Below are 11,679 nucleotides of genomic sequence, written 5' to 3'. Positions count from 1 at the left end.
TCTCCCGGCGTCCCAGGTTGACGACCAGCGTCCGCCGGCTCTTGGCGCCTTCGATCTCGTCCTCGTCGGGCAGTTCGGCGGGCAGTTGTTCGTCGAGCCGCAGGCTTGCGACCGGCACCCCGAGCAGGCCGGCGAGTTGCGGCAGCGCGTATTCCGGCTTGATCAGGCGGTTCAGTTCGGCCTCTTTGGCCTGCGCCTCGGCCGAGGTGGCCGCGATGACCGGGACGATGCCCGGGAGGATCTTGATGTGGTCCGGGTCGCGGCCGAATTCGGCGGCGCGGCGCTTGAGGTCGTCGTAGAACTCCTGGGCGTCGGCGAGGGTCTGGTGCGCGGTGAACACCGCTTCGGCGTACTTCGCGGCGAAGGTGCGCCCGCTCTCCGACGATCCGGCCTGGACCAGCACCGGGTGTCCCTGCGCGGACCGCGGCACGTTGAGCGCCCCGGCCACCTTGTAGAAGTGGCCCTCGTGCGCCGCCGGGTAGATCTTGTCGGCGTCGCCCCAGACCCCGTTCTCCTTGTCGGCGAGCACCGCGTCGTCGGCCCACGAGTCCCACAGTTTCAGGGACACGTCCACGAATTCGGCGGCGCGCTCGTACCGCTCCCGGTGGGCGGGCAGGTGGTCGAGGTTGAAGTTGCGGGCCGCGTCGAGGTCGGCGGTGGTGACGATGTTCCAGCCGGCCCGGCCACCGCTGATGATGTCCAGGGAGGCGAAGCGCCGGGCCAGGTTGTACGGCTCGTTGTACGTGGTGGACGCGGTGGCGATGAGCCCGATCCGCTCGGTGGCGCCGGCGAGCGCGGTGAGCAGGACGGTGGGTTCCAGGACGCCGGAGGGGCGGCGGCCGACCTGGTTCCACAGGACGGGGCCGTCGGCGAGGAAGACCGAGTCGAGTTTGCCGCGTTCGGCGATCCGGGCCAGGTTCTTGAAGTGCTCGACGTCGATGTCGGCGTGCGGGTCGGTTTCCGGGAGGCGCCAGGCGGCCTCGTGGTGGCCGACGCTCATCAGGAACGCGTTGAGGTGGAGTCTGCGCGGGACGGTCATCACTGCACCTTCGGCGTGTAGTGGGTGGCCTCGTCGCCTTCGAGGATGTAGCTCTTGGTGCCGTCGACGCCGACCGGCACGTCGCCGGCGACGGTGACCCGGTGCAGTTTGCGGGCGAGGTCGCCGTAGTCGTCGGCGGCGTAGTGCTGGGTGCTCCGGTTGTCCCAGACGACCAGGTCGCCGACCTGCCACTTGTGGCGCAGCGTGTTCTCCGGGCGGGTCACGTAGTGCTGCAGCAGGCGCAGGATGTCGCGGGCCTCGGTGCGGGACAGGCCGATGATGCCGGTGACGAAGTTGCCGATGAACAGGTTCGGCACGCCCGAGTCGGGGTTGACCCGCACGACCGGGTGGGCGGTGCGGTACCGGGTGGAGACGAACACCTCGTGGTACTTCTCCACCTCGGTGGAGCGGAACTGCGGGTGCTCGGCGTAGTCGTACTCGTTGGAGTGTTCGGCCCACAGCCGGTCGGCCAGTACGCGCAGGTGTTCGGGCAGGTCGGCGTAGGCGGCGGCGGTGTTGGCGAACAGCGTGTCGCCGCCGTGTTCCGGGATGACGAGGCTGCGCAGCGTGGTGGCCTTGGGCGGGGCGACGACGAAGGTGACGTCGGTGTGCCAGGCGTTGGCGCGGGCACCGGGGCCGCCGGCGACTTCGAGGACGTTGGCCTGGCCGTCGACGGACGGGACGGTCGGGTGGGCCAGGGTCAGGTCGCCGAACAGGGCGGCGAAGCGCTGGTGCTGCTCGTCGTCGAGGTGCTGGTCGCGGAAGACCAGGACCTTGTGCGCGACGAGGGCCTCGTGGATGGCGCGGGCGTCGTCCTGGGCGACCGGCTGCTTCAGGTCGATGCCGGTGATCGAGGCGCCGATCCGGCCACCGATCCGGGTGATGTCGATGCTCATTGTCGAAGCCCCTTTCTTAGGACGTGCGCCAGGTGGAGAAGCGGCGCTCGATGAGGATGAGGATCTGGTTCACGATCAGGCCGATGCCGGAGATGGTGATGATTCCGGCGTACATGTCGGGTACCGCGAAGTTGTATTGCGCGTAGTTGATGAGGTAGCCGAGTCCGGCTTTGGCGCCGACCATTTCCGCGGCGATCAGAATGAGGATCGAGTAGGCGCCGGCCAGTCGGATCCCGGTGAAGATGGTGGGCACCGCGGCCGGCAGGATCACCTTCTGGAATAGACGGGCCGGGCCGAGGCCGAGCGACCGGGCCGATTTGATCAGCAGCGGGTCGACGGTGCGGACGCCGCTGACGGTGTTGAGCAGGATCGGCCAGGCGCACGCGTACACGATGATCGCGATCTTGGAGGTTTCGCCGAGGCCGAGGATCAGCACGAAGACCGGCAGGATCGCCAGGGCGGCGGTGTTGCGGAAGACTTCGAGCAGCGGGGTCAGCAGGTTGGCGACCGGTTTGTACCAGCCGATCAGCAGTCCCAGCGGGATCGAGATGACGATCGCCAGACCGAATCCGGCCAGCGAGCGGGTGAGGCTGGCCTCCGTGTGCTCCAGCAGTTCGCCCGATTTGACCAGGTCCCACCAGGCGACCAAGACCTCGGAGAGCGGCGGCAGGAACGTCCGGTCGACCAGGCCCAGCCGGGGAGAGATCTCCCAGATCAGGGCGAGAACGACGATGGCGGCGGTACGCGTGACCACGCTGGACAGCAGCCGCACCACCCGCCGGCCGACCGGCGGCGCGGTGACCGCCGAGGTCGCGGCAGACGGGAAGATGAGGGTGGAGCTAGACACGGGTGGCCTCCAGTTCCTCGGTGCGGGCCTTGCTGACCTCGTCGCGCAGCAGGCTCCAGATCTCGTGGCGGTAGTGCGCGAACTGCGGGTCCGAGCGCAGGTCCTCGGTGGCCGAGCGGGCCTGGATCGGCACCTCGACGACGTCCTTGATCCGGCCCGGCCGGGAGGTGAGCACGGCGACGCGCTGACCGAGGTAGACCGCTTCCTCGATGCCGTGGGTGATGAACACGACGGTCTTGCCGGTCTTCTCCCAGATCTTGAGCAACTCGTCCTGCAGGCCGTCGCGGGTCTGCGCGTCGAGGGCGGCGAACGGCTCGTCCATGAGCAGCACGTCGGGGTCGAAGGCGAGGCTGCGGGCGATCGCGACGCGCTGCTTCATGCCGCCGGAGAGCTCGTGCGGGTAGCGGTCGTGGAAGCCGGTCAGGCCGACCAGGTCGAGGTATTCGCGGGCCCGGGACGCGCGCTCCCTGCGCGGCACGTTCTTGGCCTCGAGTCCGAATTCGACGTTGCCCTGGGCGGTCCGCCACGGCAGCAGCGCGTACTGCTGGAACACCACGCCGCGGTCCAGGCCGGGGCCGGTGACCGGCTTGCCGTCGACCAGGATCCGGCCGCTGGTCGGTTCGGCGAGGCCGCCGAGCAGGTCGAGCAGGGTGGATTTGCCGCAGCCGCTGGGGCCGACGATGACCAGGAATTCGCCGTCCTGGACCTGGAGGTTGATGTCCTGCAGCGCGGTGACCGTGGTGCCGCGGGCCCGGAAGGTCTTGCCGACGTTCTCGAAGACGATTTTCGCGGTCATGCGGCACCGCCCGCGTTACCGTTGTACCTGTTGGTGTAGATGTCGGCGGGCTTGATGCTCTTCTTCAGCTCACCGGCGCGGGACAGCCAGTCGATCCAGGTCTGGAATTCGGTGTCGGTGATCGCGCCGGCGGTGCCGGCCACGCCGTAGCTCTTGAAGAACTGCAGCGCCGAGTTGTCCTCGTTGCGGCCGCGCTTGCCGACGATCTCCTGGAACTTGGCGATGACCTGGTCCTTGGGGGTGCTCCGGGCCCATTCGATGGCCTTGCCCACGCCCGTGACGAAGGTCTTGACCGTGTCCGGGTTCTTCTTGAGGAAGTCGTTGCGGAAGATGTAGCTGCCCGCGGTGAATTTGCCGAGCAGCTCGAAGTCGGTGAACAGCGGGTGGATGCCGCCGCGGGTGAGCGCCTTGTCGCGCAGCACGCCACCGAGCGCACCGGCGTCGATCTGGCTCTGCCGCACCGACTGCTCGGTGTTGACCGGCGGCACCACGATCAGCTCGACCTGCTTGATCTCGGCGTCGGTCAGGTTGTTCTTGGCGAGATAGGTCTTGATCACCGCTTCGTGGTGCGCCCCGAGGGTGTTGACGCCGATCTTCTTGCCGATCAGGTCGCGGGCGGTCTTGATCGGGCTGCCGTCGAGCACGTAGTAGCCGGTGTAGGTGTCCTTGTCGACGCCGTAGTAGCCGATCACCGCGGTGATCGGCGCGCCGTTCGCGGCCAGTTTCACGATGGCGCCGTTGAAGGCGCCGCCGAAGTCGACGTCGCCGGTGGTGGCGGCCTGGATGTCCTGCGGGCCGCTGATCGTGTTGCCGATCCACTTGAGTTTCACGTCGCCGAGATAGCCCAGGTCGGCGGCGAGTTCGGGCAGCGTCACCTGGCCCACGTTGCCCTGATATCGCAGTTCCTTGACCTGGCTGCCGGAGGCCGACCCCCCGCTCGAACCGCATGCCGCGACTCCGGTGGCGGTCAGAAAGGCGCCGCCGAGCAGGCCGGCGAGTGCGTTACGGCGAGTTGTCATGATAAAGACTCCTATTTGCGTGGGGGCAGCATTCATCAAGCGACCGCGGGTGGCGGTCGCCGCAGATTCGTTGCGGAAGACCTACAGCGACATCCCGCGCTTCAGTACGCGGTTGCTGCGGCCGGCTTCGGGCGGCGGCTGGGGGCTTCGCCGTCAGAGCCTCAACAGGCGCAGGTGCACACCTGGAGGTAGTCGACGAAGCGTCGCCTGGTGAGGCGCTTGCTCCGGTTCATGCCTAGGAACGTAAACGGCCGGCGACGCGCAGTCAGCTACTTTGTGACCCAGGTCACATACTTTTCCCATAGGGTGAGTGGGAAATGGGTCACGAAAAAGGGCGGGAGCATCGCCACGCTCCCGCCCTTTACCGCTGCGACCAGGTCAGTCGTCGTCACCGAAGTCGAAGATCTCCTCGACCGCCTCGCCGATCACGAAACCGGCCGCCAGACCGCCGACCGCGCCCAGGACGGACCCGCCCATCCCACTCCCGTGGTGGTAGTGGCCGTGGTGTCCGTGGTGGCCGCCGTGGTGCCCGTAGCCGGGCGGGGGCGGCGGGTAGCCGGGAGCGCCGTAGGCCGCATGCCCGCCGTAGCCCGGCCGGGACCGGTGCTTGTCGACCGCCTGGCGCACCCAGCCGTCCACGACCGAGCGCCAGTCGGTGGTCTCCGCGTCGTGGTGGGAGACGGTGTACCGCCCGTAGGTGTCGTGACCGGAGTGGAACAGCCCACCCCGCTTGTCGAACTCCAGGACCACCTCGACCGCGTGCGGGCTGGTCACGAACGTCAGCTCGACCTCGTTCACCGCGTGCGCGTACTGCGCGGCCGGCCAGTACTCGATCTCCTGGTAGAACGGCAGGGTCTGGTGGACGCCGTAGATCTGCCCGTACTCCAGGTCGGCGGACTTGAAGCGGAAGCCCAGCTGACCGAAGGCGTCCAGAATCTTCTGGTGGATCGGCAGCGGGTGCACGTAGACCGGGTCGAGATCACCCTTGTCCAGCGCCCGGGCGATCGACACCTCGGTGCGCACACCCATCACCATGCCGCGCAGCGGCTGCCCGTACGCCGTGGTGATCGGCGTCTCCCACGGCATGTCGATGCGGAACGGGATGGACATCTGCTGACCCGGGTGGATCCGGGTCGGGCCGGACACGGTCAGCCGGTAGAAGTCGCCGGTGGTCGAGTAGTCGTGGCCGCCGCCCTCCACCTCCATCCGGGTGACCAGGGCCAGGGTGATGTGCTCGATGTCGGCGACCTGGGTGCCGCCGGTCAGGTTGACCTGACCGGTCAGCGGAGCACCCGGGTAGGTGCTCGGGTTGGCCAGCACGGTGTCGACGCTCGGCCCACCGACTCCCATGGCGCCCAGCAACTTCTTGAAGACCACGATGCTCTCCTGTGCGTGCCCGACCTAAGGACCTAACAAGGCCGAAGCGTACGACTATCGTGCAAGGTCATGGAGCCAGTAGTGGTCTACGACCTCGCGGAAGTCACCGTCACACACGAGCCGGGTCACCCGGACGAGGTGGTCGCCGGGCAGCCGTCCACCGGGGCGGTGAGCGTCACCACGCTCGACGGGCCGGGGGTCGAGATCGGTATCTGGGAGATGACCGTGGGAGCGGTCCGCGACACCGAGGCCGAGGAGGCCTTCCTGGTGCTGTCCGGGCGCGCGACGATCGCGACCGGTGGCGAGACCTACGAGGTGAAGCCGGGCGACCTGGTGCGCCTGACGGCCGGCACGCCGACGGTGTGGCGGGTCACCGAGCCGATCCGCAAGCTGTACATCACCGGACGGTGACCGGGCGGCTCCCGCCGCCCGGTCACCGGGTGTCACTTGATCAGGCCGAGGCCCTGCACGGCGGCGCGCTCCTCCTGGAGCTCGGCGACCGAGGCGTCGATCCGGGCGCGGGAGAACTCGCTGATCTCCAGGCCCTGGACGATCTCCCACTTACCGTCCTTCGCGGTGACCGGGAAGGAGGAGATCAGGCCGGCCGGTACGCCGTACGACCCGTCGGAGACGATCGCGGCCGACGTCCAGTCGCCCTCGGCGGTGCCGTTGACCCAGGTGTGCACGTGGTCGAGGGCGGCCGAGGCGGCCGAGGCGGCCGAGGACGCGCCCCGGACCTCGATGATCTCGGCGCCGCGCTTGGCGACCCGCGGGATGAACTCGTCGGCCAGCCAGGCCTGGTCGACCAGGTCCTTGACGGGACGGCCGGCCGCCTCGGCGTGGAAGACGTCCGGGTACTGCGTGGCGGAGTGGTTGCCCCAGATGGTCACCTTGCGCAGGTCGGCGACCGGCACCTGCAGCTTCGCCGCGAGCTGGGCCAGCGCGCGGTTGTGGTCGAGCCGGGTCATCGCGGTGAACCGGTCGGCCGGCACGTCCGGCGCGTTCTGCTGGGCGATCAGGGCGTTGGTGTTGGCCGGGTTGCCGACCACCAGCACGCGCACGTCGGACGCGGCGCCCGCGTTGATCGCGGCGCCCTGCGGGCCGAAGATGCCACCGTTGGCCTCGAGCAGGTCGCCGCGCTCCATGCCCTTGGTCCGCGGGCGGGCGCCGACCAGCAGCGCCACGTTGACGCCGTCGAAGGCCGCCTTCGGGTCGTCGAACACGTCGACGCTGCTCAGCAGCGGGAACGCGCAGTCGTCGAGCTCCAGGGCGGTGCCCTGGGCGGCCTTGGCGGCGGCCGGGATCTCCAGCAGGCGCAGGCGGACCGGCACATCGGCGCCGAGCAGGTGGCCGGAGGCGATGCGGAACAGCAGCGCGTAGCCGATCTGGCCGGCTGCGCCCGTCACGGTGACGGTGACCGGTGTCTTAGTCATGAGTTAGTCTCCCGAGGTTGAGGCATTGCGGCACCCGTTGCGGACTCTATCCCTCGCGTTACCGGACGATGACGCGGATGCCCGCGGGTGTGACCTCCCGCGTTAACCTACCGCCGCCGACGGATCGACGCCCACCACTTCTCCACTGTGGATCTCGGGTGTTTTCCGGGACGGCTGCCGGGGCATAAGGTGCCAGCGTGGCCATTCTGGCGCCGCCCTATCGGCCCCTGTCCCCCGGTTTCCCGCCGCTCGACCCGGCGCGCGGCGACGGCGGCGCGACCATCGCCGTGACGATGCGGTTCGCGCCGCTCGCCTTCCTGCTCGGATTCTTCACCCCGGTGCTGGAGATCGACGGCAGGAACGTGCCGGCCACCTGGGGCCGGGTGAGCACCCCGGTGGCGCTCGGCGAGCACCACGTGCACGTCCACGTGCCCTCACTGCTGCCGTCCCGGCTCGGCGCGGCCGAGACCACCGTGGTGGCACTGCCCGGCCGGACCGCCGAGCTGGAGTACCGCGCGCCGATGCTGGCGTTCCTGCGCGGCGCGCTCGGGCCGCCGCCGCAGAGGTACCCCGGCATGGCGCTCGCGGTGGCCCTGCTGGTGGCCGCGACAACCGCCGTGATCTGCGGATGTTTCGGCCTGTTGACCTCCGGTCACTAGGCGACGCCGGGTAGAGTCGGCCGAGGCGACGACTGAGGGCTTGTGGTGACGGTACAGATCTGGCGCACGGTGACGGTGGGCGCGGCGGCTGCCCTGGTGACCGGCCTCTGTCTCACGGTCGCCGAGCTCGGCCGGGAGGACTCCGGGCCGGTCTGGGTGCAGGGCACCGAGGCGTCCAGCGAGCCGGTGACTCCGGGCGCGGCGCCGCCGGTCACCCACCTGCCGGTGCGGAGCGCGGCCCGGACCACCCGGCCCGGCACCACCACCCTGCCGGACCGCGACGACGCCGCCGCGATCGACGGCGACGAGGCCAAGGGCGAGGACGGCAGCGGCAGCGATCCGCGGTTCACCACCTGCGCCGAGGCGACCACCAAGGGCTTCGGGCCGTACGTGCAGGGCGCCGACCCGGAATACGACTGGTACCCGGACCCGGACAACGACGGCACCGTCTGCGAGTAGGGCCTACTGCAGCTCGTCGTGCAGCGCCCGCATCAGCTCGGCGCTGGTGAACGGCTTCTCCAGCAGGTGCATCTCGGCCGACAGGGTGCCATGGTCGGTCAGCACCGGCTGGGCGTAACCCGACATGAACAGCACCCTGGTACCGGGATGCCGGGCGGTCACCGCCTCGGCCAGGTCCCGGCCCAGCATCCCCGGCATGATCACATCGGTGAGCAGCACGTCGATCGGGTGCTCGTCGACCAGCCGGAGCGCCTCGGCCCCGCCGGATGCGGCCAGCACGGTGTACCCGCCCCGTTGGAGAATGCGGCAGGTCACCTCGCGCAGCGCGGCCTCGTCCTCGACCACCAGCACGGTGGCGCCGTGCCCGGTCAGCTCGGCACCGGTCTCCTCCGCCGCGGCCGCCTGCGCCCGCACGTCGGTGACCGGCAGCAGGATGGTGAAGGTGGTGCCGATCCCCGGTTCGGAGTAGATCTGCACGGTGCCGCCGGCCTGAGTGACGATCCCGTACACGGTGGCCAGGCCGAGGCCGGTGCCCTGACCGCTGGGCTTGGTGGTGAAGAACGGCTCGAACGCCTTGTCGATCACCTCCTGGGGCATCCCGGTGCCGGTGTCCGAGACGCGCAGCCGCAGGTATCGGCCGGGGCTGAGCCCGGCGCGGGCGGCCGAGTGCTCCTCGTCGACGCTGACCTCGGCGGTGTCGATGGTGAGCCGGCCGCCGGTCGGCATCGCGTCCCGCGCGTTCACCGCGAGGTTGACCAGCACCTGCTCCAGCTGGCCGGGGTCGGCCATCACGGCGGGCAGCGCCTCGGCGGTCCGGACGGTCAGCGTGATGTGCTCGCCCAGCGAGCGTTCCAGCATCTGGTGCACCTCGGTGACCACCGCGTTGAGGTCCAACGGCCGGGGCCGGATCACCTCCCGCCGGGCGAAGGCGAGCAGCTGGTGGGTGAGGTCGCTGCCACGCCGCGCGGCCCGGGCGATCTGCTCGGCGTCGGCGGCCGGCGCGCTGCCCGCCGCGTCCTCGATGATGAACGCCGCGTAGTTGAGGATCACCGCGAGCAGGTTGTTGAAGTCGTGCGCGATGCCGCCGGCCAGCTGGCCCAGGCTCTCCAGCCGCTGGGCCTGCTGCATCCGGGCCTCCAGGCGCTGCCGGTCGGTCTCCTCACGCAGCCGGCGCCGCTCGGCCTCGATGGCCAGCCGCTCGGTGATGTCCCGGACCGCGGCCACCACGATCATCCCGGTATCGGTGTGCAGGGCGCTGACCGCGATGTCGACCGGCAGTTCGGCGCCGTCGCTGCGAACCGCCCGCCGCTTGGCCCACCGCTGCTCACCACCACCGGCCCGCTCCGGCTCCCGAGAAACGGCGCCACCGGCCCGCTCCGGCTCCCGAGAAACGGCGCCACCGGCCCGCTCCGGCTCCCGAGAAACGGCGCCACCGGCTCGCACCGGGTCCAGCGGAGCGGCGCCGCCGCCGGTGCGCAGCATCGCGGAGATCGGTGGTAGCCCGTCCGGCAGCAGCCGGGACACGTCGGAGTGGATCAGGTCGTGCCGGGGATGCCCGAACAGCCGCTCAGCCTCCGCGTTGACCAGCACCACCCGGCCGTCCTCGGTGACTCCGAGCATCGCGTCCGGCGCCGCGTCGAGGATCGCCTGGACCCGGGCTTCGGCCCGCTCCCGCTCGGTGATGTCGCGCGCGGTTCCGGTGGTGCCGACCAGCGTGCCGTGCTCGTCGAAGAGCGGGGAGACCAGCATGGCGACCGCGATCGGCTGCCCGGAGGCGGTCAGGCGCAGCGACCGGTACCGGTCGACCCGGGCGCCGAGCCGGACCAGCCGGCGGATCTGTGCCTCGTCCTCCCGCCGGTCCGGCGGAATGATCTCGTCGACGTCGACGCCGATCATCTCCTCGGCCTTGAAGCCGTAGAGCATCTCGGCGCCCGGATTCCAGGACAGCACCCGGTCGTCGAGGCCGACCGTGACGATCGCGTCGTGCGAGGACTGAACGATCGAGGCGAGCAGCGCGCGGGTGGCCGCGGTCTGCCGCTGGGTGGTGTCGTCGCGCAGCACCGCGATCGCGTACGTTCCGCCGGTGCCGGCCGGGGTCCACGACAGCGACACCTCGACCGGGAAAGTGCGGCCGTCGCGGCGCACGCCGAGCAGGGGGATGCGGCGCATCGGCGTGCCGCACCCGTCACGCCCGTTGCCGGGGACCAGCTCGTCGAAGGGGATGCCGGGCAACGCACCGGGTGGGTAGCCGAACATCTCGTGGGCCCGCCGATTGGCGATCGTGACGACGCCGTCCGCACGGCTCACGATGATCGCGTCCGGGGCGGTGTCGATCAGGAGCCCCGGCAGCTCGTTGCGTGACTCCACACCCGTCCCCTCCCGTACCAAAGTAGCATTAATGCCTTCAATTCGGGCTACCTTTGGGGCGTGAGCATCGATCCGAACCGGCCCAGTTCCGCCCGGGTGTATGACGTGTTCCTGGGCGGCACGCACAACTTCGCGGTGGACCGGTCGGTCGCCTCCCGGATCGCCGAGCTGGTCCCCGAGATCGGCGCCGTCGCCCGGGCCAACCGGGCGCTCCCGCACCGCGCCGTCCGCTACGCGGCGGCGCGCGGCATCAGCCAGTTCATCGACCTCGGCGCCGGCATCCCCACCGAGGGAAACACCCACGAGGTCGCTCTGCGGACGAACCCTGAAGCCAGGATCGTGTACGTCGACAACGACCCGACCGCCGTGCTCTACGCCCGCGACCTGCTCGGCGACGATCCGCGGACCGTGGTCGTCGAGGCCGACCTGCGCGATCCCGCGTCGGTGCTCAGCGACCCGGGGCTGCGGGTGATCGATCCCGGTCGCCCGGTGGCGATCCTGATGCTGGCGGTGCTGCACTTCCTGCCCGACGGCCCGGTGCTCGACGCCGCCCTGCACGGCTACCACGCCGCGGCCGCGCCCGGCAGCCTGCTGGTGCTCACGCACGCCAGCGGCGGGGACGCCCCGGAGACGGTGCGCCGGGTCGCCGACGTCTACAACCGGACCGGCACGCCGCTGGTGCCGCGCGACACGCAGTGATTCGCCCGGCTCCTCACCGGCTGGGAGCTGGTCGAGCCGGGCGTCACCCCGGCCCCGCTGTGGCATCCCGATCCGGGCGGCGAGTCGA

At 70.3% G+C, this 11,679-nt stretch carries 12 protein-coding genes (1 of these 12 cut by a window edge); 4 read left to right on the top strand and 8 right to left on the bottom strand.

The genetic code is table 11. From position 1 onward, the window contains the following. From ACSP50_RS11490 to ACSP50_RS11465, 6 genes are all read right to left on the bottom strand, one after another. Positions 1-1,039: the 5' portion of an LLM class flavin-dependent oxidoreductase gene (locus ACSP50_RS11490; RefSeq protein ID WP_014689356.1), read on the bottom strand. Its footprint begins 302 nt before the window's first position; the window shows 1,039 of its 1,341 coding nt (coding positions 1-1,039); it begins with the start codon at positions 1,037-1,039; its stop codon lies off the left edge, out of view. After that, a complete protein-coding gene (locus ACSP50_RS11485; RefSeq protein WP_014689355.1) occupies positions 1,039-1,935 on the bottom strand; it encodes a TauD/TfdA family dioxygenase in 897 nt (298 codons plus the stop codon). The genes ACSP50_RS11490 and ACSP50_RS11485 overlap by 1 nt, the downstream gene beginning before the upstream one ends. 16 nt (positions 1,936-1,951) lie before the next feature. Next, a complete protein-coding gene (locus ACSP50_RS11480; protein ID WP_014689354.1) occupies positions 1,952-2,782 on the bottom strand; it encodes an ABC transporter permease in 831 nt (276 codons plus the stop codon). Next, complete coding sequence (locus ACSP50_RS11475; protein ID WP_014689353.1) at positions 2,775-3,578, bottom strand: ABC transporter ATP-binding protein; 804 nt, start codon at positions 3,576-3,578, stop codon at positions 2,775-2,777. The genes ACSP50_RS11480 and ACSP50_RS11475 overlap by 8 nt, the downstream gene beginning before the upstream one ends. Next, on the bottom strand, positions 3,575-4,597 hold the full coding sequence (locus tag ACSP50_RS11470; protein ID WP_014689352.1) for an ABC transporter substrate-binding protein: 1,023 nt from the start codon (positions 4,595-4,597) through the stop codon (positions 3,575-3,577). The genes ACSP50_RS11475 and ACSP50_RS11470 overlap by 4 nt, the downstream gene beginning before the upstream one ends. A 378-nt stretch (positions 4,598-4,975) precedes the next feature. Continuing rightward, positions 4,976-5,974 carry a sporulation protein gene (locus ACSP50_RS11465; protein ID WP_014689351.1) on the bottom strand — a complete coding sequence of 333 codons (999 nt, stop codon included), beginning with the start codon at positions 5,972-5,974 and terminating at the stop codon, positions 4,976-4,978. Positions 5,975-6,043: 69 nt separating this feature from the next. Between ACSP50_RS11465 and ACSP50_RS11460 the strand changes: the two genes are divergently transcribed. Continuing rightward, positions 6,044-6,385, top strand: a complete 342-nt coding sequence (locus ACSP50_RS11460) for a cupin domain-containing protein (RefSeq protein WP_043511257.1) — start codon at positions 6,044-6,046, stop codon at positions 6,383-6,385. A 32-nt stretch (positions 6,386-6,417) separates the two neighbouring features. Here ACSP50_RS11460 and ACSP50_RS11455 read toward each other — a convergent pair whose 3' ends face one another. Further along, the gene (locus ACSP50_RS11455) at positions 6,418-7,407 is read right to left on the bottom strand and encodes a malate dehydrogenase (protein ID WP_014689349.1); all 990 of its coding nucleotides are present in this window, start codon (positions 7,405-7,407) and stop codon (positions 6,418-6,420) included. A 197-nt stretch (positions 7,408-7,604) separates the two neighbouring features. On the opposite strand from ACSP50_RS11455, the gene ACSP50_RS11450 reads away from it, so the two are divergent. Together ACSP50_RS11450 and ACSP50_RS11445 are read left to right on the top strand one after the other, a co-directional pair. Then, positions 7,605-8,066, top strand: a complete 462-nt coding sequence (locus ACSP50_RS11450; protein ID WP_014689348.1) for a hypothetical protein — start codon at positions 7,605-7,607, stop codon at positions 8,064-8,066. Between the two features lie 45 nt (positions 8,067-8,111). Then, a complete protein-coding gene (locus tag ACSP50_RS11445) occupies positions 8,112-8,525 on the top strand; it encodes an excalibur calcium-binding domain-containing protein (protein WP_014689347.1) in 414 nt (137 codons plus the stop codon). 3 nt (positions 8,526-8,528) lie between these two features. On the opposite strand, the gene ACSP50_RS11440 is transcribed toward ACSP50_RS11445, so the two are convergent. After that, a complete protein-coding gene (locus ACSP50_RS11440) occupies positions 8,529-10,892 on the bottom strand; it encodes a PAS domain S-box protein (protein ID WP_014689346.1) in 2,364 nt (787 codons plus the stop codon). A gap of 60 nt (positions 10,893-10,952) precedes the next feature. Here ACSP50_RS11440 and ACSP50_RS11435 point away from each other — a divergent pair, with 60 nt between their 5' ends. After that, positions 10,953-11,591, top strand: a complete 639-nt coding sequence (locus ACSP50_RS11435; RefSeq protein WP_014689345.1) for an SAM-dependent methyltransferase — start codon at positions 10,953-10,955, stop codon at positions 11,589-11,591. Positions 11,592-11,679: the final 88 nt, after the last annotated feature.

It is taken from the genome of Actinoplanes sp. SE50/110, assembly GCF_900119315.1.
Classification (GTDB): domain Bacteria; phylum Actinomycetota; class Actinomycetes; order Mycobacteriales; family Micromonosporaceae; genus Actinoplanes.
Note: the sequence above shows the minus strand (reverse complement) of the source record. Positions and strands in the feature narration are given on the sequence as shown.

What these genes read in the sequence shown, in the direction of transcription:
- ACSP50_RS11485 (WP_014689355.1), bottom strand. Translation starts at nt 1,935, where the DNA reads ATGAGCATCGACATCACCCGGATCGGTGGCCGGATCGGCGCCTCGATC.
- ACSP50_RS11475 (WP_014689353.1), bottom strand. Translation starts at nt 3,578, where the DNA reads ATGACCGCGAAAATCGTCTTCGAGAACGTCGGCAAGACCTTCCGGGCC.
- ACSP50_RS11470 (WP_014689352.1), bottom strand. Translation starts at nt 4,597, where the DNA reads ATGACAACTCGCCGTAACGCACTCGCCGGCCTGCTCGGCGGCGCCTTT.
- ACSP50_RS11460 (WP_043511257.1), top strand. Translation starts at nt 6,044, where the DNA reads ATGGAGCCAGTAGTGGTCTACGACCTCGCGGAAGTCACCGTCACACAC.
- ACSP50_RS11455 (WP_014689349.1), bottom strand. Translation starts at nt 7,407, where the DNA reads ATGACTAAGACACCGGTCACCGTCACCGTGACGGGCGCAGCCGGCCAG.